The 21107-nt window shown below is 76.1% G+C and carries 24 protein-coding genes; 16 read left to right on the top strand and 8 right to left on the bottom strand.

Going from position 1 to position 21107, the window contains the following annotated elements; all coding sequences use genetic code 11:
- Nucleotides 1-102: 102 nt before the first annotated feature.
- The 10 genes from murD (at nt 103) to BMW27_RS18985 (ending at nt 8681) form a co-directional block, all read left to right on the top strand.
- A complete protein-coding gene (murD, locus tag BMW27_RS19025; RefSeq protein WP_175486568.1) occupies nt 103-1440 on the top strand; it encodes a UDP-N-acetylmuramoyl-L-alanine--D-glutamate ligase in 1338 nt (445 codons plus the stop codon).
- A complete protein-coding gene (locus BMW27_RS23525) occupies nt 1433-2758 on the top strand; it encodes a MurL-like N-terminal domain-containing (protein WP_175486567.1) in 1326 nt (441 codons plus the stop codon). The genes murD and BMW27_RS23525 overlap by 8 nt, the downstream gene beginning before the upstream one ends.
- Nucleotides 2755-3657: a glutamate cyclase domain-containing protein gene (locus tag BMW27_RS19020; protein ID WP_175486566.1), complete on the top strand. Its 903-nt coding sequence runs from the start codon at nt 2755-2757 to the stop codon at nt 3655-3657. Before BMW27_RS23525 ends, BMW27_RS19020 begins: the two co-directional genes overlap by 4 nt.
- Before the next feature lie 10 nt (nt 3658-3667).
- On the top strand, nt 3668-4147 hold the full coding sequence (locus BMW27_RS19015) for a Fur family transcriptional regulator (protein WP_091446882.1): 480 nt from the start codon (nt 3668-3670) through the stop codon (nt 4145-4147).
- Nucleotides 4147-5253 (top strand): CAF17-like 4Fe-4S cluster assembly/insertion protein YgfZ, encoded by a 1107-nt coding sequence (gene ygfZ, locus BMW27_RS19010; RefSeq protein ID WP_091446881.1) that lies wholly within the window; start codon nt 4147-4149, stop codon nt 5251-5253. Before BMW27_RS19015 ends, ygfZ begins: the two co-directional genes overlap by 1 nt.
- A gap of 28 nt (nt 5254-5281) precedes the next feature.
- Nucleotides 5282-5839 (top strand): RsiG family protein, encoded by a 558-nt coding sequence (locus BMW27_RS19005; RefSeq protein ID WP_091446878.1) that lies wholly within the window; start codon nt 5282-5284, stop codon nt 5837-5839.
- Nucleotides 5836-6873: an asparaginase gene (locus tag BMW27_RS19000; protein ID WP_245743708.1), complete on the top strand. Its 1038-nt coding sequence runs from the start codon at nt 5836-5838 to the stop codon at nt 6871-6873. The genes BMW27_RS19005 and BMW27_RS19000 overlap by 4 nt, the downstream gene beginning before the upstream one ends.
- Before the next feature lie 85 nt (nt 6874-6958).
- Nucleotides 6959-7471 carry a helix-turn-helix domain-containing protein gene (locus BMW27_RS18995; RefSeq protein WP_091446875.1) on the top strand — a complete coding sequence of 171 codons (513 nt, stop codon included), beginning with the start codon at nt 6959-6961 and terminating at the stop codon, nt 7469-7471.
- A complete protein-coding gene (locus tag BMW27_RS18990; RefSeq protein ID WP_091446872.1) occupies nt 7468-8190 on the top strand; it encodes a hypothetical protein in 723 nt (240 codons plus the stop codon). The genes BMW27_RS18995 and BMW27_RS18990 overlap by 4 nt, the downstream gene beginning before the upstream one ends.
- Nucleotides 8191-8390: 200 nt before the next feature.
- A complete protein-coding gene (locus BMW27_RS18985) occupies nt 8391-8681 on the top strand; it encodes a DUF2516 family protein (protein WP_091446867.1) in 291 nt (96 codons plus the stop codon).
- Nucleotides 8682-8694: 13 nt separating this feature from the next.
- On the opposite strand, the gene BMW27_RS18980 is transcribed toward BMW27_RS18985, so the two are convergent.
- The 6 genes from BMW27_RS18980 to BMW27_RS18955 all read right to left on the bottom strand — a co-directional run bounded on the left by BMW27_RS18980 (nt 8695) and on the right by BMW27_RS18955 (nt 13296).
- On the bottom strand, nt 8695-8898 hold the full coding sequence (locus BMW27_RS18980; RefSeq protein WP_091446864.1) for a PspC domain-containing protein: 204 nt from the start codon (nt 8896-8898) through the stop codon (nt 8695-8697).
- Nucleotides 8899-8964: 66 nt separating this feature from the next.
- Complete coding sequence (locus BMW27_RS18975) at nt 8965-9828, bottom strand: spermidine synthase (RefSeq protein WP_091446860.1); 864 nt, start codon at nt 9826-9828, stop codon at nt 8965-8967.
- 123 nt (nt 9829-9951) lie between these two features.
- Nucleotides 9952-10710: a maleylpyruvate isomerase N-terminal domain-containing protein gene (locus BMW27_RS18970; protein ID WP_175486565.1), complete on the bottom strand. Its 759-nt coding sequence runs from the start codon at nt 10708-10710 to the stop codon at nt 9952-9954.
- Between the two features lie 90 nt (nt 10711-10800).
- Nucleotides 10801-10977, bottom strand: coding sequence for a DUF1059 domain-containing protein (locus tag BMW27_RS18965; RefSeq protein ID WP_091446853.1), 177 nt, complete (start codon nt 10975-10977; stop codon nt 10801-10803).
- Between the two features lie 74 nt (nt 10978-11051).
- Nucleotides 11052-12188, bottom strand: a complete 1137-nt coding sequence (locus tag BMW27_RS18960; RefSeq protein ID WP_091446850.1) for an EAL domain-containing protein — start codon at nt 12186-12188, stop codon at nt 11052-11054.
- Between the two features lie 250 nt (nt 12189-12438).
- Complete coding sequence (locus tag BMW27_RS18955; protein WP_091446847.1) at nt 12439-13296, bottom strand: class I SAM-dependent methyltransferase; 858 nt, start codon at nt 13294-13296, stop codon at nt 12439-12441.
- A 34-nt stretch (nt 13297-13330) separates the two neighbouring features.
- Between BMW27_RS18955 and BMW27_RS18950 the strand changes: the two genes are divergently transcribed.
- Complete coding sequence (locus BMW27_RS18950; protein ID WP_091446844.1) at nt 13331-14338, top strand: UDP-N-acetylmuramate dehydrogenase; 1008 nt, start codon at nt 13331-13333, stop codon at nt 14336-14338.
- 308 nt (nt 14339-14646) lie between these two features.
- Here BMW27_RS18950 and BMW27_RS18940 read toward each other — a convergent pair whose 3' ends face one another.
- Complete coding sequence (locus BMW27_RS18940) at nt 14647-15393, bottom strand: SDR family oxidoreductase (RefSeq protein ID WP_245743707.1); 747 nt, start codon at nt 15391-15393, stop codon at nt 14647-14649.
- A 120-nt stretch (nt 15394-15513) separates the two neighbouring features.
- Between BMW27_RS18940 and mshA the strand changes: the two genes are divergently transcribed.
- From mshA to BMW27_RS18915, 5 genes are all read left to right on the top strand, one after another.
- Nucleotides 15514-16866 (top strand): D-inositol-3-phosphate glycosyltransferase, encoded by a 1353-nt coding sequence (mshA, locus tag BMW27_RS18935; RefSeq protein WP_091446837.1) that lies wholly within the window; start codon nt 15514-15516, stop codon nt 16864-16866.
- Nucleotides 16863-17396 carry a type III secretion system chaperone family protein gene (locus tag BMW27_RS18930; RefSeq protein ID WP_091446833.1) on the top strand — a complete coding sequence of 178 codons (534 nt, stop codon included), beginning with the start codon at nt 16863-16865 and terminating at the stop codon, nt 17394-17396. The genes mshA and BMW27_RS18930 overlap by 4 nt, the downstream gene beginning before the upstream one ends.
- Nucleotides 17393-18964 (top strand): MFS transporter, encoded by a 1572-nt coding sequence (locus tag BMW27_RS18925; RefSeq protein WP_091446830.1) that lies wholly within the window; start codon nt 17393-17395, stop codon nt 18962-18964. The genes BMW27_RS18930 and BMW27_RS18925 overlap by 4 nt, the downstream gene beginning before the upstream one ends.
- Before the next feature lie 41 nt (nt 18965-19005).
- Entirely contained in the window at nt 19006-19308 is a 303-nt protein-coding gene (locus BMW27_RS18920) for a hypothetical protein (RefSeq protein ID WP_139206938.1), read from the top strand.
- Between the two features lie 91 nt (nt 19309-19399).
- Nucleotides 19400-20152, top strand: coding sequence for a phosphoglyceromutase (locus tag BMW27_RS18915; protein WP_245743706.1), 753 nt, complete (start codon nt 19400-19402; stop codon nt 20150-20152).
- Between the two features lie 165 nt (nt 20153-20317).
- On the opposite strand, the gene phoU is transcribed toward BMW27_RS18915, so the two are convergent.
- Nucleotides 20318-20977, bottom strand: a complete 660-nt coding sequence (phoU, locus tag BMW27_RS18910) for a phosphate signaling complex protein PhoU (RefSeq protein ID WP_091446822.1) — start codon at nt 20975-20977, stop codon at nt 20318-20320.
- Between the last annotated feature and the right edge of the window lie 130 nt (nt 20978-21107).

Here is a 21107-nt window from a genome sequence, read left to right as displayed (position 1 = left end):
GGAGCCTACCGGCGACCCGCCGCGGGCACCGTCCGGCGGGCCCCTGCTCCGTACAGTGGGCGCCGTGACCCACCGCGCTGCACGGCCGTCCGGGAACGGCCGGTGAGGCTCGCCGAGCTGGCCGGGCGCCGGGTCGGCGTCTGGGGTCACGGGCGCGAGGGACGCGCCGCGGTGCGCGCCGCGCTGACCGCCGGGGCGGCGGAGGTCGTGGTCGTCGACGTCGTCCCCCCGACGGACCTGCCGCCGGGTGTGCGGGCCGGCGCGGACGTCGCCGCGCTCGCCGGTTGCGACGTGGTGTTCCGCTCGCCGGGCATCAGCCCCTACCGCGAGGACGCCCGCGCGCTGGCCGCCCGGACCACCCTCACCTCCGGCACCGGCGTGGCCCTGGCCGAGTTCGCCGCCCGCGACGTCCCGACGCTCTGCGTCACCGGCACCAAGGGCAAGAGCACGACCAGCGCGCTGGCCGCCGTCGTCCTCACCGCGGCCGGCCGGCCGGCCGTGCACGCCGGCAACATCGGCACCCCGCTGCTCGACGTCCTGCTCGACGACGCCGTCACGAGTCCATCCCCCACCCGCCCGCTGGTGGTCGAGGTGTCCAGCTACCAGGCGGCCGCGGTCGAGGGCTGGTCCGGGTGGGGCGCGGTGACCTCGCTGGCCCCCGAGCACCTGGACTGGCACGGCGACGTCGGGACCTACTACCGCGACAAGCTGCACGTCTTCGCCGGCTGCGGGCCCGGCTCGGTGGTCGTCAGCGCGCAGGCCCGCCCGGTCGCCGAGCAGCACCTCGACCCGGCGGTGCTGGTCGACCCGGCCGACGTCGTCCCCGAGGCGCGGCTGGCGGGCTTCCCGCTCGAGCGCCTCTCGGGCGTGCACAACGTCGCCAACCTGCACGTCGCGCTGGCCGCCTGCGTCCGGATGGGTGCCGACCTCGACGGGGCGGCCGACGCCGTCCGCGCCGCCGTCGCCGGCTTCCGGGCGCTGCCGCACCGGCTCTCCCCGGTGGCCACGCGGAACGGCGTCACGTTCGTCGACGACGCGCTGAGCACCACCCCGGTGTCGGTGCGCGCCGCCATCGACGCCTTCGCCGGGCAGCAGGTCACGCTGATCGCCGGGGGGCAGGACCGCGGGCTGGACTACACCGACCTCGCCGCGGCGGTCGTCGCCCGCGGCGGGACGGTGCAGGTGCTGACGATCCCGGACACCGGCGCCCGCTTCGCCGCCGACCTGCGCGCCGCCGCGGCCGCCGCGGGGGTCGACGCGCCGGTCACCGAGACCGGCTCCCTGGCCGACGCCGTCGCCGAGGCGCTGCGCACCGCCCGCCCGGGCGGCCTGGTGCTGCTCTCCCCGGGCGCGCCCAGCTACAACCGCTTCCGCAACTACGAGGAGTTGGCACGGACCTATGAGCAGATCCTCCTCGACGCCGGAGCGTCGCGTGTCTGAGCAGGACGCCTTCGTCGTCGCCGGCCGCTCGCTGGACCCCACCACCGGCGAGGCCGCCTTCACCTACCGGCTGGCCGGTGACGAGTTCACCGAGCGCCTCACCCTGGACCCGGGCCTGGTCGCCGGAGCCGACCCCGCGCGGGTGGACGCAGCCCTGGACCTGGTGCACCTGGTCATGGGCACCAGCTACTACAAGCTGCGCGCGCCCGGCCGGGTCGTCGTCGAGCGGCCGGTGACCAAGTCCCAGGCCGCCGTCGCGGAGGCCGCGTACACGCACGGGCTCGGTGAGTTCGCGGCGGTCAACCGGCTGCCGGTGCCGCACGAGGTCGCCTTCGACCTCGAGCTGACCGACGACCTCCCGGCGCCGGTGGAGGGCGGCGGGCACGAGGCGCTGCTGCCGGTCGGCGGCGGCAAGGACTCCGCGCTCGCGCTAGTCGTCGTCACCCCGGCCACCGCGCTGGCGGTCAACCCGACCGACGCCCAGCGCGACGTGACCCGCGCCGCCGGCGTCCCGCTGATCGGCGTCCGCCGGCGGCTGGACCCGCTGCTGGCCGAGCGCACGCGGGCCGGGGGGCTGAACGGGCACGTGCCGGTCACCGCGATCAACTCGGCGATCTCCACGCTGGTCGCCGTCCTCGGCGGGTTCGACCCGGTGGTCTTCGCCAACGAGCGCTCCGCCGACGAGGAGACGCTGACGGTCAACGGCGCGCGGGTGAACCACCAGTACTCGAAGTCCTACGAGTTCGAGCGGCTGTTCGCCGCCGCCGCGGCGGAGGTGGGCGTCGGCTACTTCAGCCTGACCCGGCAGCTCTCGGAGCTGGCGACGGTCGCCGCGGTGGCCGACCTGCCGGACCTGCGCGGCGAGATCCTCAGCTGCAACCGCAGTTACACGCAGGCGCACATGGGCGGGGAGGCCACGCAGCGCTGGTGCCTGCACTGCGACAAGTGCCTGTTCACCTTCCTGTGCTTCGCGGTCTTCCTCACCCCGGAGGAGGCCCGCGCGATGTTCGGCGGCGACCCGCTGGCCGACCCCTCGCTGGCCGACGGCTTCCGGCGGCTGTGGGCCACGGAGAAGCCGTTCGACTGCGTGGGGGAGCGGGCCGAGAGCGCCGCCGCGATGGCCCACCTGGCGCGGAGCACCGCCTGGGGCGACCACGCCGTCGTCCGGGCGCTGGGGGCCGAGGCCGCGTCGTTCGCTGCGGTCACCGGCGCCACCGTCGAGGGCTTCCTGCCGCCGCGCGGCGACCACTCGGTGCCCGACCGGTACCTGACCTCGCTGCAGCGGGTGCTCGCGGAGGCCCGCCCGCCGGTGGCGTGAGCCCCGGTTCGGTGGACGAGGCGCTCGCGGACGTCGGGCGGCTGCTGCTGCGCCCCGGCGCCCGCGACGTCACCGGGCTGGCCGCCGCCGTCCCCGGGCAGTTCGCCCGGCTGGCCGGGGAGCTCGCCGCCGCCGGTCGCGCCGGCAGCCGCGTCGGCCTGGTCACCGGCGTGCACATCGCCTGGGCGCCCACCCCGGCGGCCGAGACCGACGGGCCGGTCGGCACCGCCGTCCTGGCCGCCGCGCTGACCGTGCTCGGCGCCGAGCCGGTGGTGCTCACCGACGAGCCGTGCGCGCAGGTGACCGCCGCCTGCCTGGCGGTGCTCGGCGCCGGGCGGCCGGAGGTGCTGCCGGTGTCCGCGGACGAGGGGCAGGTCCGGGCGCGGGTGGCCGGGCTCGGCCTCTCGCACCTGGTCGCGGTGGAGCGGCTGGGGCCGACTGCGGACGGGCGGGTGCTGACGATGCGCGGCGTCGACGTCACCGGCTCCACCGCCCCGCTGCACGCGGCGTTCGCCCTGCCGGGCCTGGTCACCGGGGCGGTGGGCGACGGCGGCAACGAGATCGGCATGGGCAACGTGCCCGCCGACGTCGTCGCCGCGTGCATCGCGCACGGCGACCGGATCGCCTGCCGGGTGCCCGTCGACGCCCTCGTCGTCGCCGGGACCTCCAACTGGGGCTGCGCCGGGCTGGTCGCCGGCCTCGCCCGGCTCGCCCCCGGGCACCGGGACGTCCTCGCCGCGCTGCTCGCCCCGGGGGTCGACGCCCGGGTGCTCGCGGCCGCCACCGCGGCCGGCGCGATCGACGGCGTCACCGGGCGGCCGGGGCTCAGCGTGGACGGCGTCCCGGGGACCGGCTACGCCGACCTGCTGACCGATCTGGGCGCTCTGGCCCGGGCATAGGCTCGACGGCGTGCCCGCTCCGCACCCACCCTCCGACGCCCCGCCGACGGGTGACCAGCCGCTGGCCGAGCGCCTGCGCGCCCGTGGGCTGCGGCTGACCACCCAGCGCCAGCGGGTGCTCGCCGCGGTCGCGGCGCTCGAGCACGCCACCCCCGAGGAGATCGCCACCCGGCTGCGCGAGGAGGCCGGCCCGGACGGCGCGGCGCCGGACACCTCGACGGTCTACCGCAACCTCGAACTGCTCGAGCGGCTCCGGCTGGTGTGGCACACCCACCTCGGCAAGGGTGCGCCGGTCTACCACGCCGCGGAGCACCCGCACCTGCACGTGGTGTGCGCCGGCTGCGGGGAGATCTCCTCGGTCGACCCGGCACTGCTCGACGGCGCCGCGGAACGTCTGGCGGCCGATCTCGGTTTCCAGCTGGACGTGGGGCACGTCGCGCTGTCGGGGACGTGCCGCGCGTGCCGCGAACGAGCCGGATCGGAGTCCTGATGTCCACCCCCAGCCCGCTGCTGTCGCGCCCCGGTGCCGTCCCCGTGGAGGACGGGTCCGTCCCGGCGCACTACGGCAGCCCGCTCCGCGAGCAGCGCGAGCTCGCCGAGGGCGCCGGCCTGGTCGACCGCAGCGACCGCGACGTGCTCGGCGTCCCCGGTGCCGATCGGCTGACCTGGCTGCACAGCCTGCTGACCCAGCACCTCGAGCAGCTCGACGACGGCGCCGGCGCGGAGGCCCTCGAGCTCTCCCCGAACGGGCACGTCGAGCACCACCTGGTCCTCGCCGAGCTCGCCGGCACCACCTGGGTCGACGTCGAGCCGGGCACCGGCGCGGCGCTGCAGACGTACCTGGAGCGGATGCGGTTCATGCTCCGCGTCGAGCCGGCGCTCGTGACCGACGGGTGGGCGCTGCTGTCCCTGGTCGGCCCGCGTGGCGATGCGGTGCTCGCCGCCGCCGGCCTGCCCGTCCCCGCCGCGCCCTACGCGGTGCTCGCCCTCGACGGCGGCGGGTGGGTGCGCCGGATGCCCCCGATCGGGGACGGCGCCCCCGTCGTCGACCTGCTGGTGCCGCGCGGCGAGCTGGCCGCCCGCGCCGACGCGCTGCTGGTCGCCGGCGCCGTTCCCGCCGGGGTGGACGCCTACGAGGCGCTGCGGGTCGAGGCCCGCCGCCCGCGCCTGGGCGTCGACACCGACCACCGCACCATCCCCAACGAGACCGGCTGGCTGACCAGCGCCGTCCACCTGGCCAAGGGCTGCTACCGCGGCCAGGAGACCGTGGCCCGGGTGCACAACCTGGGCCGCCCGCCGCGGCGGCTGGTGCTGCTGCACCTCGACGGGCTGGCCGAGCAGCTCCCCGAGGCCGGGACGCCGGTGCAGCTCGGCACGCGCGACGTCGGCCGGGTCGGCTCCGTCGTCCGCCACCACGAGCTCGGCGTCGTGGCGCTGGCGCTGGTGAAGCAGTCGGTCGCGATGGACGCGGAGCTCACCGTGGCCGGCGCCCGCGCCGCGATCGACCCCGACGACGCCCCGGTCACCCTCGACGACACGGTCGCTGCGGCGCGTGACCGGGTCCGGGCCGTCCGGTCTGGGACCATCCCCCGGTGACCGCTCGACCCACCGGAGAGGCCCGCTCGTGACCCCCGAACCGATCCGCGCCGGCGGCGCCGCCGTCGACGCGCTGCTCGACCCCGGCTTCCTCGAGGCCGCAGTGCAGCGGCCGATGGCCGACGTCCGCCGGCTCCGCCGCCAGGCCGAGCAGGAGGAGGTCAACCTCTCCTACACCCGGCGGCTGCTGCAGGGCCGGCTGGACATCGTGCGCCGCGAGCTGCAGCGCCGCGCCGAGCACGACGGCCGCTCGCTGGTCGACCTGCTGCCGGAGATCCTCGCGGAGAAGGGCCGGGGCCCGGCCCACGGTCTCGGCCGGCACCAGACCGTGCAGCCGGCGGCGCCCGAGGAGTACGAGAGCTGGGTCAACTCGCTGACCCCGGGGGTCGACCTGTCCGCGGTCCCCCAGCTGTCCGACGCCGAGCTGGAGCGGGCCGCCCGCGCGCTGGCCGCCGCCGAGGCGTCGCTGTCCGAGCGGCGCCGCGGTGTGCAGCAGGTCATGGACGGGCTGGCCGCCGAGTTGGGCCGCCGGTACCGCAACGGCGAGGCCGACGTCGCCGCGCTGCTCGCCGACGAGGGCCGTTGACGGACCCCGCTGCCCCCCGCCACTCGCGGGCTCGCGGCGGGGCCCTGCAGCGGGGCCGGCTCCAGCACCTCACCTGGCCGGACAACCCGGTGCTGGTGGAGGTGGAGCGCTCGGGCTTCCTCGAATCGGTGCACCGCGGCTCGCTGGTCGTCGTCGGCCCGGACGGCGGGGTGCTGTCCGCGGTGGGGGACGTCGAGCGGCCGGTGCTGCCGCGGTCGGCGAACAAGCCGGTGCAGGCGACCGCGCTGCTGGCCGCCGGCTGGACACCGCGCTCGGGGGAGGAGCTGGCCATCGGCGCCGGCTCGCACTCCGGCGAGGACGGCCACCGTGAGCTGGTCGCCGGCGTGCTCGCGGCCGCGGGTCTCTCGCCCGACGACCTCGGCTGCCCGCCGGCGCTGCCCTCCCACGAGGCCACCCGCGCCGCCTGGCTGACCGCCGGCCGGGCGCCGGAGCGACTGGCGATGAACTGCTCGGGCAAGCACGCGGCGATGCTCTCTGCCTGCGTCGCCGCCGGCTGGCCCACGGAGGGGTACCTCGAGCCCGAGCACCCGCTGCAGCAGGCGATCGAGGCCCGGCTCGGCGAGGCGGCGGGCACGCCGGTGGCGGCGGTCGTCGTCGACGGCTGCGGCGCCCCGCAGCACGGGCTGCCGCTGACGGGCCTGGCCCGGGGGGTGTCCTCGCTGGTCGAGGCCGCGGCCGGCGCGCCCGGCCGGGCGGTCGCCGACGCGATGCGGGCGCACCCCTGGTTCGTGGCGGGCACCGGCCGGGAGGACACCGACCTCATGCGCGCCGTCGACGGCCTGCTGGTCAAGGGCGGGGCCGACGGCGTGCACGTCGCCGCCCTGCCGGGTCGTGGCGCGGTCGCGCTGAAGCTCGACGACGGCGGCGACCGCGGGCGCACGCCCGCGCTGTGCGCCGGGCTGCTGCGCCTCGGCGTCCCGGCCGAGCAGCTGGCCGCCTGGTCGCTGACACCGGTCCCCGGTGGGGACGGCGTGGTCGGCGAGGTGCGAGCGGCCGCTGCGCTGCTGTCGTGACCGACACGCCGCACGTGAGGCGTTTCACAGCCAGGTGCTAGCTCCTCCGCTTGCAGGAGCTAGCACCCGGGCCTAGCGTCGAGGTGTGCAGAACCCGGGGGACTTCGTCCGCGAACAGGTGACCACCGTCCGCGGCGTGGTGGACCAGCTCGCGGGCAGCGTCGCCGAGACGGTCGCCGCCGAGCGCTCCAAGGTCTCGGCCACCGGATCCCAGGTCGGGGAGTTCATCCGCGAGCAGCGCAGCGCCGCCCGGGTGTCCCTCCGCGAGCTCGCCCGCACGGCGGGGGTGAGCAACCCCTACCTGTCGCAGGTGGAGCGGGGGCTGCGCAAGCCGTCGGCGGAGATCCTCGCGGCGATCGCCAAGGGTCTGAAGATCTCCGCCGAGACGCTCTACGAGCAGGCCGGGATCCTCGACCGCCGGAACGGCAACCCCGACACCGTGGCGGCCATCCGTGCCGACCAGTCGCTCTCCGAGCGGCACAGGGCGGTGCTGCTCGAGCTGTACGAGACCTACGTGCGGGAGCACGCCGCGAGCGTCCCCGCCCCGGTCGCCCCCTCTGACCCCACCCCGTCCCGCCCCGCGAAGGAGTCGGCATGAAGAACAGCCTCAAGGAGTACGGCGAGACCGTCGCCGTCCAGAACAAGCAGGTCCTGCTGGCCGCCGTCGGCGCCGGTGACCTGGCCGTCGAGCGCACCCGTGCCGTCGTCGGCACCCTGCGGGCCCGCGCCGAGGCGCTGCCCGGCGAGGCCCAGGTGCAGATCGACCTGGCCGCCAAGGAGGCCCGCACCCGCGCCGAGGAGGCCGTCCGGACCGCGCGCACGTCGGCCCAGCAGGTCGCCACCGCCGTCCGCCCCGACGTCGTCGCCAGCACCGTGGCCGGCCTGGTGAGCACCGCCCGCACGCAGACCGTCGCCACCATCGAGACCCTCGCCGTCCGCGGTGCCGAGGTCGTCGAGGAGCTGCGCCGCCAGCCCGTCGTCCGCAAGGTCGTGGGCCGCGCCGAGCGTGCGGTGGACGCCGTCGAGGACGCCCTCGAGGACGTGCTCGAGGAGACCGCCGAGACCGTCGCCGAGGCCTCGAACGAGGTCACCTCCATCGCGCAGAAGACCGCGGCGAAGGCCGAGAAGGCCATCGACCAGGCCGAGGAGGCCACCCACGAGGCGGCCGAGCAGGCCAAGGCCACCCTCGAGGCGGCCGAGGAGCCCGAGGTCAAGCCGGCTCGCAAGCGTGCCGCGGCGAAGACGACCTCCGCGGCGCGGAAGTCGGCCCCGGCCGGCACCTCCGCCCGGGTGACCCGCACCGCCAAGCGCAACTGACGAAGGACCCCGTCCTCCTCACCGCTCGCCCGCTCGCGGTGAGCTCCGGACGGGGCCACGGCGGGACCTCGTAGGAGGTCCGTCCCGATCCCAGGGCCCCGGAGCCGCGCACAGCGCTCCGGGGTCCTGTCGCGTCCGGGACTCCCCCGGAGGGGGCGCAGGACACGGCCGGGCGCGCCCCGGCGGGTACCCTCCCGGGCATGCTGAGCTTCCAGGGAGCCGTGTACGCGGTGCTCTTCTACGCAGCTCTGGCGCTCACGGTGTGGGCGCTCGTCGACGCCCTCGTCCGCCCGGCCGCCGGCTACGTCGCGGCGGGCAAGCTCACCAAGCCCGGCTGGGCCGCCATCCTCGGGCTGTCGGTCCTGGTCATCGTCGTCTTCCAGACCCCGCTGAGCTTCCTGGGCCTGCCGGCGGTCATCGCCGCGATCGTCTACCTCGTCGACGTCCGGCCCGCGGTGCGCGGGCTGAGCCGGGGCGGCAACAGCTGGTGAGCCGCGGGGGCACTCAGTACCGGGTGTCCTTCGGGATCACGATCCACAGCACCAGGTAGGCGATGAACTGCGGGCCGGGCAGGACGCAGGAGAGCACGAACGCCAGGCGCAGACCGCTCCGCGAGATGCCGTAGCGCCGGGCGATCCCCGCGCAGACACCGGCGATGACCTTGTTGTGCGTGTCGCGGCGCAGGGGGAGTCGGGCAGGCGAGGTCATGGCCCCGACCCTACGGTCGGGCGGTGCTCCTGCGCGCGATCCGCTGCGGCATCACCGAGGCCGCGCTCAACGGCTGAAGACCCCCTCCGGCGGCTCCGGGGAGGCGACCGCGTCGGCGTCGTGCACCGGCTGCGCGCTGCCGGCGAAGCGGTCCAGGTCCGCGCCTCCGACCACCCGGCTCGGCATCGGGTCGGCGGCGCAGCGGCGCACCAGCGCCGGGATCGGCAGCTCGGCGTCCGAGGCGACCGCGACCAGGTTGCCGAAGCGGCGGCCGCGCAGCGTGCCCGGCTCGGCGAGCAGGCACACGTGCGCGAAGACGGCGCGCAGCGTGGCCACCTGGGTGCGGGCGAAGCGCAGCGGCGGGCCGTCGGCGACGTTGGCGGTGTAGGTGCCGCCGGGCCGCAGCACCCGGTGGGCCTCCTGCGCGTACTCGACGCTGGTCAGGTGCCCCGGCGTGCGGGCCCCGGCGAAGACGTCGCTGACGACGACGTCCGCGCCGGCGCTCGGCAGCGCGGCCAGCCCCTCGCGGGCGTCGGCGGCGCGCACCCGGACGCGGGCGTCGCGCGGCAGCGGCAGGTGTGCCCGGACCAGCTCGGTGAGCGGCTGGTCGAGCTCGACGACCCGCTGCCGGGAACCAGGGCGGGTCGCTGCCACGTACCGGGGCAGCGTCAGCGCGCCGCCGCCCAGGTGCACGACGTCGATCGGCCGGCCCTCCTCGGCGGCGAGGTCGAGCACGTGGCCCATCCGGCGCACGTACTCGAACTCCAGGTGGGCGGGGTCCTCGAGGTCGACGTGCGACTGCGGCGTGCCGTCCACCACCAGGACCCAGGAGCCGTCGCGGTCGGCGTCCCCGAGCAGCTCGGCGGTGCCGCCGGCGACGGGTGTGGGGCCGGGCGGGACGACGGGCTCGGCCTGCCGGCGCCGGCTCACCGGGTCACCGGGACGGGGGGCACGTCGCCCATCGTGCCGTACCGGCGGGATCGGCGACCTCGCGCGGTCGGGGGGCCCGGAACGCACGAGGTCGGCGGTCCTGCCGTGGCGCAGGGGCGCCCGTCAGCGTCCGCGCAGCAACGCCTCGGCGGCCGGGTCGCCGGTCACCACGACCTCGGCCGGACGGCCCCACAGCCGGCGGAGCAGGGCGGCGGCGGGCGCCTCGAGCCGCGCGTCGGCGCGCTCCGCGTCCTCGTCGGTCACGGCGACGTCCCCCTGCGTCACGCGCGCCGTCCACACCCGGCCGGTGTCCGTGCTGCGCACCGCGACGGTTGCCGTGGCGGTGGACACCGGCTCGGTGTGCGCCCACCGGGGGACGACGACGCGCAGCACCTCGTCGACGCCGTCGTCGGCCAGCTCGAAGTCGACCTCGGTGACCGGCACGCCCGCAGCGGCCTCCAGGTCCATCCGGTGGACGGCGAGCTCGTGCGCCTGCCGGCGGGCCCAGGAGGCGGCCGTCCGCTCCGCCGCCGGGCTCATGTGCCAGGCGGGGCGGTCCGGCGGCGTGCTGCGCAGGGCGTGCAGCAGGTCGGCCAGACCGGCGGCGTACCAGTCGAGCAGGCCGTCGTCCGGCGGTTGCGGCGGCGCTGCGGGGCGGTCGGTGGTCCCGGCGCGCACGATGGCGGTCGCCCAGCGGTGGACGGCGCCCAGGTGGCCGACGAGGTCGCGGACCCTCCAGGCGGGGACCCAGGGGACCGGGGCGTGCAGCCCCGGCACCGCGGTCAGCCCGGCCTCGACCTCCCGGGCGAGGACGCCGAACCGCTCGCCCTCGCGGGCGACGGCCTCGACGCAGCGCAGCCGCAGGCGCTCCTCGATCGGCACGTCGGCCATGGTGCCGCAGCGGTTCTCGGCCCGGCCTCCTCCAGGGCGCCGCCTCGAGCTCGCGAGGGGCGGGGAGGAGGGGGTCCTTCCTCAGGCGTCGCTCCGGATGCGTCTGCGGACCTCCTCGACGAGGTGCGCCGGGATGTCGGTGAGGCCGTGGTCGGCGCGGGCGTGCGCGGCGACGGCGGCCAGGATCTCCTCGTCGGTGGGTGCGACGAAGGTGCGGGTGCAGGTGGGGACGACGTCGCCACAGGAGAACTGCTTCACGGGTGCCTCGAACGTGGTGGTGGTACGGGTGGGGGGTGTGGGCCGGGCCGCCGTCCGGCGGTGCCCGTTGGTTCCTACCCACCGGCGGCGAGTCTGAGCAGGAGGCGTTCCACGCGGACGACGCCGACCGCGACGCCGACGTCGTCGACGCACACGATGGGGTCGAAGCGAGAGTGCTCGGGGCGCGCCGCGGCCCGTCGGGCCACCTCGCGGACCCCCGCGAAGACGGGGACGCGGAGGCTCACCGGGGCGATCCGGTGCCCCGGGTCGTCGTCGCCGCGGCGGCGCGGCAGCAGCAGCGCCTGGGGCCGGCCGCCGGGGTCGACCCGCAGCCCCGTCTGGCCACCGGGGACCACGCCGCCCGCCGGCCCGCCCTCGACGGGCACCTCCTCGACCAGGCTGGCCACGTGCTCGACGAGGCGCGCCCTGGCCGACCGGAACCGCAGCGGTGCGGCCGTCCCCGGGTCGAGCCGGGGCCAGGCGGGTCCGGGCCGGCCGAAGAGCCAGCCCTGGCCGAGGGGGACCCCGAGGCGGAGGAGCGCCTCGACCTCGCTCCAGGCCTCGATCCCCTCGGCCAGCAGCCACGCGTCGATCCGTCCGGCGAACTCACCGAGCAGCTCGGTGAGCGCCAGCTTGACCTCGTCGCCGTCCACCCCGTTCACGATCGCCCGGTCCAGCTTGACCAGCTGGGGCTTGATGGCGGCGATCTGCTGCAGGCCCGAGTAGCCCGACCCGGCGTCGTCGACCGCGAGCAGCGCGCCCCGGCTGCGCAGCCGGTCGCGGAGGTCGATGAGGGGGTCCAGGTCGGTGACGTCCTGGTGCTCGGTCAGCTCGAGGACGAGGGGGGCGAGGTCCGGGACGGCCAGGAGGGCCCCGGCCAGCTCGGGGTCGGTGAGCAGGTGCGGGCTGACGTTGACGGTGAGGAAGCAGTTGGGCGGCACGGTGCGCAACAGGTCCAGGCAGCGCCTGACGACGAGGCCCTCCAGCCGTGCACCGACCCCCTGGGCGCCTGCCGCGGCGAACCACTGGTCGGGTGGCACCCGGCTCGGCCGGCCATCGGGCTCGGAGAAGCGGGCGAGGGTCTCGTAGCCGGCGACGACGCCGCGCTGCAGGTCGACGATCGGCTGGAACAGCAGTCGCAGCCGCGACGGCTCGGCGAGGACGGACGCCACCCGCCGTGGCCACTCCGCTGCCGTACCGGCGGGGGTCACGGCCTCGGGCCGTGGGTCAGCCAGTGCATGGTCGTGCCTGCACCGCCCCCTCTGCAGTCCGACTGCGTCGCCCCGCAAGTACGGACCGTAGCGGATCGGAACCAGGCCCGCGGACGCTGGCGGAGGGCCGTCCGGCCGTCGACGGGGTCGCGGCGACGAGGTGCAGGTCAGTCGGTGGGGTGTGGGCCGGATCACCGACCCGGTCGCCGGGCTCGTCCGCCGCTGCGCCCCCCGGCGGGCTCAGACGGGCTCAGACGGGGGCGAGGGCGGACCAGCGCACGGTGACCTCGCCGTGCCGCCACCGGCGGCTGGAACCGACGAACGGCCAGCCCTGCTCGGCGAGGGCCTCGACCGCGGCGGTCCAGCGCTGGCGCGGGCCGAAGGTGGACAGCCCGGCCGCGGTGGCCCAGGCCGTGTCCAGGGCACGGAGGAACTCGTGCACCGGCTGACCGGGCACGTTGTGGTGGATCAGCGCCTTGGGCAGCCGCTCGGCGAGATCGGAGGGCCTGTCGAGGTCGGACACCCGGGCCGAGAGCGTCAGGGTCAGCGGTCCGTCGGCGTCCAGGGCCACCCACGCCGAGCGCCGGCCCCACTCGTCGCAGGTGCCCTCCACCAGCAGCCCGCCGGGGCCGAGCGCGGCGCACATCGTCTGCCAGGCCTGCGCGGCGGACTCCTCGTCGTACTGGCGCAGCACGTTGAACGCCCGCACCAGCACCGGGCGCAGGCCGGCCAGCTCGAAGCCCCCGACCCGGAAGTCGACCCGGGGCGGGTCGCGGTCGGCGGCGACGGCGGCCACCCGCGCGGGGTCGATCTCCAGGCCGACGACCTCGAGGCCGTGCACCTCCGGGCCCAGCCGGTCGGCCAGCTCCAGGGTGGTCACCGCCGACGAGCCGTAGCCGAGGTCGACGACCAGCGGCCGGGCGGCGTCGCGCAGCCGCGGCACCTGGGTGGCCAGCAGCCAGCGGTCGACCCGGCGCAACCGGTTGGCGTTGGTGGTGCCGCGGGTCGGCAGGCCCAGGGCGCGGGCCCGGCCGGCGGCCAGCCGCGGACCGGCCTTCCTGGGGAGGCTGGCCCGGCGCTTGTGGTCGCCGCCCCCTGCCTCGCTCACCGGCCCAGAGCGTAGTCCCGGTTAGCGTGGTGCCGTGCAGGTCCGACGGAACGCCCGCTTCGCGGAGCTGACGACCCTCGGCGTGGGGGGTCCCATCGACCGGCTGGTCGAGGTCGCCGACCCCGGTGAGCTGGTCGCCGCCGTCCGCGAGGCCGACGCCGCCGGGCGGCCGCTGCTGGTCCTCGGCGGCGGCTCCAACCTGATCGGCCCGGACGCCGGGTGGCCCGGTGACGTCGTCGTGGTCCGGAGCCGGGGTGTCGAGCGCGACGGCGGCCGGCTGGTCGTGCAGGCCGGCGAGCCCTGGGACGACCTGGTGGCCCACACCGTCGAGCAGCGGCTGGCCGGCATGGAGGCGATGTCCGGCATCCCGGGCTCGACCGGGGCGACACCGGTGCAGAACGTCGGCGCCTACGGCCAGGAGGTCGGCCAGGTCGTCACCGCCGTCCGCGTGTGGGACCGCGCGCAGTCGGCGGAGCAGGTGCTCGCCGCGGAGGAGTGCGGGTTCGCCTACCGGGACAGCCGGCTCAAGCGCGAGCCCGGCCGGTTCGTCGTCCTGACCGTCTCGTTCGAGCTGGAGCCGGGCGAGCTGTCCCGGCCGGTGGGCTACGCCGAGCTGGCGCGCACCCTCGGCGTCGAGCTGGGGGAGCGGGCCCCGCTGGCCGACGTCCGCTCCGCCGTGCTGGAACTGCGCCGCGGCAAGGGCATGGTCTGGGACCTCGCCGACCCCACCAGCCGCAGCGCGGGCTCGTTCTTCACCAACCCGGTGGTCCCGGTGACGCAGGCCGTCGAGGGCTGCCCGAGCTGGCCGGCAGGCGAGGGTGAGGTCAAGCTCAGCGCCGCCTGGCTGGTGCAGCACGCCGGCTTCGGTCGCGGCACCCGCTCCGGACGCGTGGGGACCTCGCCCCGCCACAGCCTCGCGCTGACCACCGAGCCCGGCGCGACCGCCGAGGAGCTGCTCGCCTTCTCCGAGAAGATCATCGCTGCGGTGCAGGAGCGGTTCGGCGTGACCCTGAAGCGCGAGCCGACCGCGATCCGTCCCTGACGGCCGCTGGGGCCGGCCCTGCCGGCGTTCCTCGTGCGCCGGCGGCGCTGCAGGACCGGCAACCCCCGAGGAACCCCGGCGACGGGGGCTCGGGTCGGGTCAGGTCGAGGAACACCACGTGCAGGCCGACGTAGCCGTGCTCGGGGTGGTGGAACGCGCCGGGCACCGTGCCGACGACGACGAACCCGAGTGACCGCCACAGCGACACGGCGGGGGTGTCGGTCTCGACCTCGGCGTCGGACTGGATGCCGCGGTGGCCGGCGTCGCGGGCCCAGCCGACCACGTGCTCGCCGAGTGCCAGCACCGGCTCAGCCCTCGCGGTGCACCTTGTGCTGGGCGGCCTGCGCCCGGGGGCGGACGACGAGCAGGTCGACGTTGACGTGGTGCGGGCGGGTGAGGGCCCAGGCGATGCAGTCGGCGACGTCGTCGGCCACCAGCGGCTCGCGGACCCCGCGGTAGACCGCCTCCGCCCGGTCCTGGTCCCGGACCCGGTTGAGGGCGAACTCCTCGGTCCTCACCATCCCGGGTGCGATCTCGACCACCCGCACCGGCTGGTCGTACAGCTCCAGGCGCAGCGTCTCGGCCAGCGTGTGCACGCCGTGCTTGGCCGCGGTGTACGACGCGCCGCCCTCGTAGCTGACCAGGCCCGCGGTCGAACCCACGAACAGCACGTCGCCGGCGCCCGAGGCGATCAGCGCGGGCAGCAGCGCCTTGGTCAGCCGGACGGTGCCCAGCACGTTCACCTCGTAGGTGCGTGCCCAGGAGTCCAGGTCGGCCTCGGCCACGGGGTTGGCGTCGAAGGCGCCGCCGGCGTTGTTGACCAGCACGTCCACTCGGTCCAGGGCCTCGGCGAACGCCGCCACCGAGTCGGGGTCGGTGACGTCCAGCGGCAGCGCCCGGGCGCCCATGGAGGCGGCCAGCTCGGTGAGCCGGTCCATGCGCCGCGCGCCGAGGACGACGTCGAAGCCCTCCGCCGCCAGGCGGGTCGCGGTGGCCGCACCGATGCCGCTGGAGGCGCCGGTGACGACGGCGGTCCGCCCCGTGCCGGGCAGCACGCGGGGACCGGATGCAGGATGGGTCGAGGGACCGGGCATGAGGCCCATCCTGGCGTTGTTGCAGACTGCAATGTCGAGCGGGTGCCTCCCGGCGCCCTGGAGCGAGGCGGGAGGTCGCACGTGGCCGCTCGCCGCCGTCCCCGCTCGGCCGTGCCCCGGCGGGTGGCCACCCTCTCGGTGCACACCAGCCCCCTCGACCAGCCCGGTGCCGGCGACGCCGGTGGCATGAACGTCTACGTCGTCGAGGTGTCCCGCCGGCTGGCCGAGCGCGGCGTCGCCGTCGACGTCTTCACCCGCGCCGTCTCCAGCGACCTGCCGCCCGTGGTGGAGATGAGCCCCGGCGTCACCGTGCGGCACGTCAGCGCCGGCCCGTTCGAGGGCCTGGGCAAGGAGGAGCTGCCCGCCCAGCTGTGCGCCTTCACCGCCGCCGTCCTGCGCGAGGAGGCCCAGCACGAGCCGGGCCACTACGACGTCGTCCACTCGCACTACTGGCTGTCCGGCCAGGTCGGCTGGCTGGCCCGCGACCGGTGGAGCGTGCCGCTGATCCACACCGCGCACACCCTGGCGAAGGTGAAGAACGCCGCGCTCGCGGTCGGCGACCGCCCCGAGCCGCGCGCCCGCGTGATCGGCGAGGAGCAGGTCGTGGCCGAGGCCGACCGGCTGGTCGCCAACACCGACGACGAGGCCCGCCAGCTGGTCGACCACTACGGCGCCGACCCGCGGCGCACCCTGGTCGTCCCGCCGGGCGTGGACCTCGACCGCTTCACCCCGGGCGACCGGACGGTGGCCCGCCGCCGGCTCGGGGTCGCCGAGGACGCGGTCGTCCTGCTCTTCGTCGGCCGCATCCAGCCGCTCAAGGCCCCCGACCTGCTGCTCGAGGCGGCCGCGCGGATGCTCGCCGACGACCCGGCGCTGCGCGACCGCCTGCAGGTGCACGTCGTCGGCGCCCCCAGCGGCACCGGTCTGGAGGCCCCGCGCCAGCTCGAGCAGCTCGCCGCCGGGCTCGGCATCGCCGACCTGGTGCGCTTCCTGCCGCCGGTGCACGCCGAGCTGCTCGCCGAGCACTACCGCGCCGCCGACGTCGCCGTCGTCCCCAGCCACAACGAGTCCTTCGGGCTGGTGGCCCTGGAGGCCCAGGCCTGCGGGACGCCGGTCGTCGCGGCCGCCGTGGGTGGTCTGCGCACGGCCGTCCGGGACGGCGTCTCCGGGGTGCTGGTCGAGGGCCGGGACCCGGCCGACTACGCCGCCGCCATCCGCGCCGTGCTCGCCCGTCGGGAGCTGCTCTCGGTGGGTGCCCGCCGGCACGCCGGCGCCTTCTCCTGGGAGCGCACCGTCGACAGCCTGGTCGCGGCCTACACCGCCGCTGCGGAGGGGATGGCCGCGGCATCCCAGCGGGCGGCTCCGGGCACGCTGCTGCGCCCGGCCTGGGCGCGGGCCGGGGTCCGTGCGCTCGGTGCGCAGGTGGCCCAGTGAGCGTCGTCGAGGAGTTCGACGCGGTCATCGAGCAGACGCTGCGCGACAACGAGCTGGTGCACGAGCACCCCGCGCCGGGCCGTTGGCTGGTCGACCTGCCCGGCACCCAGAAGCTCAAGACCGTCTGCGGGCTGATCGTCGGCGAGCACGCGCTGCGGGTGGAGGCCTTCGTCTGCCGCCAGCCCGACGAGAACCGCGAGCAGCTGTGGACCTACCTGCTGCAGCACAACGCGCGCATGTATGGCGTCGCGTACTCCGTCGACAGGGTGGGCGACGTCTACCTGACCGGCCGGCTGCCGCACGCCGCGGTCACGCCGGAGGAGCTCGACCGCGTCCTCGGCGCGGTGCTCAGCTACGCCGACGACCACTTCAACACGATGCTCGAGATCGGCTTCGGCACGTCGATCCGGCGCGAGTGGGAGTGGCGGGTCAAGCGCGGGGAGTCCCTCCGCAACCTGGAGGCCTTCGCCGACTTCGTCGACCCCGGTCGCAGGTCCCGCGCCGGCGGCGCCCCGGACGGCGGGGCGTGACGGCGACCGAACGGTCGCTCCCCGAGGCCGCCGAGGAGCCGCCCGGCTACGCCCGCCGGTGGTGGGTGCTGGCCACCATGACGGTCTGCCTGCTCGTGGTGATCATGGGCAACACGACCCTCAACGTCGCCATCCCCACGCTGCAGCGCGAGCTCGGCGCCAGCCAGGGCCAGCTGCAGTGGGCGATCGACGCCTACATCCTCGTCTTCGCCGGCCTGCTCTTCTCCTGGGGCGTCATGGGCGACCGGATCGGCCGGCGCCGGGTGCTGCTGATCGGGCTGTCGGTCTTCACGGCCGGCTCGCTGCTGGGCGCGTTCAGCAGCAGCCCCGGCGAGCTGATCGCCTGGCGGGCTGTCATGGGCATCGGCGGCGCCGCCGTCCAGCCGACGACCCTCGCCGTCATCACCAACGTCTTCCCGGAGGGTGAGCGCGGCCGCGCGATCGGCGTGTGGGCGGGCGCCGCCGGGATCGCCGTCGCCGGCGGCCCGCTGGCCAGCGGCGCGGTGCTCGAGCACTTCTGGTGGGGCGCGATCTTCCTCATCACGGTGCCGGTCGCGATCCTCGGCATCGTGGCGACGGTGCTCGTCGTCCCGGAGTCCCGCGACCCGTCGCCGGGCCGGCTCGACGTCCCCGGCGTCCTGCTGTCGGTGCTGGCGCTGGCCGGGTTGGTCTACGGGATCATCCACGGTGGCTCGGGAGCCGGCTGGAGCTCGCCCGGCGTCCTCGTGCCGCTGCTCGGTGGGCTGGCCCTGCTCGGGCTGTTCGTCTGGCTGCAGCGCCGCTCGGCGCACCCGGCGCTGGACGTCACGCTCTTCCGCAACCCGGCCTTCTCCGCTGCCGCGGCCGCCCTCGGGCTGAACTTCTTCGCCCTCATGGGCGCGACCTTCTACGTCGTCTACTACCTGCAGGGCGTGCTCGCCCACGGCCCGCTGGCCAGCGGCGCGGCGCTCATCCCCATGGCCGTGGGCATGGCGGTCATGGCGCCGGGCAGCTCCCGGCTGGCCGAGCGGTTCGGCGCCAAGGCCGTCGTCGGCGCCGGCTTCGGCCTGCTGACGGCGGCGGTCTGCGGCTTCCAGCTGCTGGACACGACCTCGCCGCTGTGGCTGCTGCTCGTGGTCCTGTCGGTGCAGGGCCTCGGGATGGGGACGGTCATGGCCCCCACGACCGAGTCGATCATGTCCGTGGTGCCCCGGCACAAGGCCGGCGCCGGCGCGGCGGTGAACAACTCCGTGCGCCAGGTCGGTGGTGCGCTGGGGGTGGCGGTCCTCGGCTCGCTGCTGGCCAACGCCTACGCCGCCCAGCTCGGGAGCGCGGTCGACGCGCTGCCGGCCGACGCCCGCGCGGAGGCGAGCACCTCGCTGGTGGGCACCCTCGCGGCGGTGCAGCGGACCGTGACCGGTGGGGACCCCGAGGCCGCCGCCGCGGCGGGCGACCTGGTCGGCCCGGCCCGGGAGGCGTTCGTGGCGGCGATGCACCTCACCGCCCTGGGGACCGCGGCGGCGACCGCCCTGGCCGCCGTCGTCGTCCTCGTCTGGCTGCCGGGGCGGCGGGCCCGGTCGGCGGGCTGACGGCGGCCCGCCGGCCGCGGCCAGCGGTTAGCGTGGCGGCGGTGCACGAGGGTCCCGGTCAGCAGCAGCGGCAGGTCCGGGCGCTCGTGGGCCTGCTCGCCGCGACCGCGCTGGTGTACCCGCTGCTGCTGTGCGCGGTGCGGCTGACCTTCGCCCAGCTCCTCGCCGTCGACGTGGGTGGCACCCTGCTGTGGCTGACCGCCGGCGCGCTCTGCAGCGTGACCGCCGTCGCGGCACTGCGCTGGGGGGTGGACCGACCCGTCCGCAGCCCCTGGCTGTTCAGCGGCCTGCTGCCGCCGGCGGCGTTCGAGGCCTGGCTGCTGTGGCCGCTGCTCACCGGGTGAGGAACCTCCCTGCCCCCGCCGTGGGAGGCCCCGTCCTCCTTCCTGCAGGCAGGCCGTTCCACCACCTCACCCGTCGGGCAGGATGGCCGGTGTGACGACCGGAACGCTCGTGCTGCTCCGCCACGGCGAGAGCGAGTGGAACAAGGCCAACCTGTTCACCGGCTGGGTGGACGTGCCGCTGTCGGAGAAGGGCCGCGGCGAGGCCGCCCGGGGCGGTGAGCTCCTCGCCGAGCACGGCCTGCTGCCGGAGGTGGCGCACACCTCGGTGCTCAGGCGCGCGATCACCACCGCCGAGCTGGCGCTGGCCGCCGCGGACCGGCAGTGGATCCCGGTCAAGCGCTCCTGGCGGCTCAACGAGCGGCACTACGGCGCGCTGCAGGGCAAGGACAAGGCCGCCACGCTCGCCGAGTACGGAGAGGAGCAGTTCACGGTCTGGCGCCGCTCCTACAGCACCCCGCCGCCGCCCATCGAACCGGGCAGCGAGTACTCCCAGGACGGCGACGCGCGCTACGCCGTGCTGCCGCCGGAGGTGCGCCCGCAGACCGAGTGCCTGGCCGACGTCGTCGTCCGGATGCTGCCGTACTGGTACGACGCCATCGTGCCCGACCTGCGCGCGGGGCTGACCGTGCTCGTCGCCGCGCACGGCAACAGCCTGCGGGCGCTGGTGAAGCACCTGGACGGGATGGGCGAGGACGAGGTCGTGGGGCTCAACATCCCCACCGGCGTCCCGCTGCGCTACGACCTGGACGACGACCTGCGCCCGACCAACCCCGGTGGCCAGTACCTCGACCCCGAGGCCGCCGCGGCCGCCATCGAAGCCGTGCGGAACCAGGGCAAGCGCTGACGGGCCGGCCCCGGAGGGGTCGCAGAGGACGCGCGGGACGGGCCCCGCAGGGCGGCCCGAGGAGCGGGCCGGCGGAGCCCTCCCCGGCGAGGGTCGGGGAGGGCTCCGCGCGGGCGGGGGACGGCTCGTGGCCGCGGTGCCGTCCGCAGGACGGCGGTGCCCTCGTCAGTCGGCGTGCGCGTGCATCTCCCGCTCGCCGGTGACCAGGTACACCACCCGGCGCGCGACGCTGACCGCGTGGTCGGCGAAGCGCTCGTAGTAGCGGCCGAGCAGGGTGATGTCGATGGCCGCCTCCATACCGTGCGGCCAGTCCTTGACGAGCAGCTCGTTGAACAGTTGCCGGTGCAGCTGGTCCATCAGGTCGTCCTCGGCCTCCAGCGCCGCGGCCGCCTCGACGTCGAGCTTGGCGATGACGGTCGCCGTCTGGGTCACCAGGCTCTCGGCGACGTTCCCGGCCTGCAGGAAGATCGGCCGCAGCTCCTGCGGGACGGCGTGCTCGGGGAAGCGCATCCGCGCGAGCTTCGCGACGTGGACGGCGAGGTCGCCCATGCGCTCGAGGTCGCTGATGATCCGCATCCCCGCGGTGATGGTGCGCAGGTCCGTGGCGACCGGCGCCTGCCGGGCCAGCAGGGTGAAGCACCGCTGCTCGATGCTCTCCCGGGTGGCGTCGATGTGCTCGTCGCCCTGGATCACCAGGTTCGCCAGCTCGATGTCGGCGTCCAGCAGTGCGGTGGTGGCCTTGCTCATGGCCGACCCGACCGAGTTCGCCATCTCGACCAGGCAGTTGTTGATGTCGTCGAGTTCCTCGTGGTAGTGCTGACGCACCGTCGTCCTCCTCATCGGCCCGTCGGCCGTGGCGCAACGCTCGGGGTGACCCGCTGATCGAGGCCCCGACGATCTCCGGACCCCGAGGGTAGGACCGATCGTCGACCCACCTCGGCCCTGTCGGTGAACG

It is taken from the genome of Geodermatophilus poikilotrophus (assembly GCF_900111455.1).
Classification (GTDB): Bacteria; Actinomycetota; Actinomycetes; order Mycobacteriales; family Geodermatophilaceae; genus Geodermatophilus; species Geodermatophilus poikilotrophus.
The sequence above is the reverse complement of the archived record's forward strand: the minus strand, read 5'-3'. Positions and strand labels throughout refer to the sequence as shown.

What these genes read in the sequence shown, in the direction of transcription:
- ygfZ (WP_091446881.1), top strand. Translation starts at nt 4,147, where the DNA reads ATGTCCACCCCCAGCCCGCTGCTGTCGCGCCCCGGTGCCGTCCCCGTG.
- BMW27_RS18990 (WP_091446872.1), top strand. Translation starts at nt 7,468, where the DNA reads ATGAAGAACAGCCTCAAGGAGTACGGCGAGACCGTCGCCGTCCAGAAC.
- BMW27_RS18985 (WP_091446867.1), top strand. Translation starts at nt 8,391, where the DNA reads ATGCTGAGCTTCCAGGGAGCCGTGTACGCGGTGCTCTTCTACGCAGCT.
- BMW27_RS18980 (WP_091446864.1), bottom strand. Translation starts at nt 8,898, where the DNA reads ATGACCTCGCCTGCCCGACTCCCCCTGCGCCGCGACACGCACAACAAG.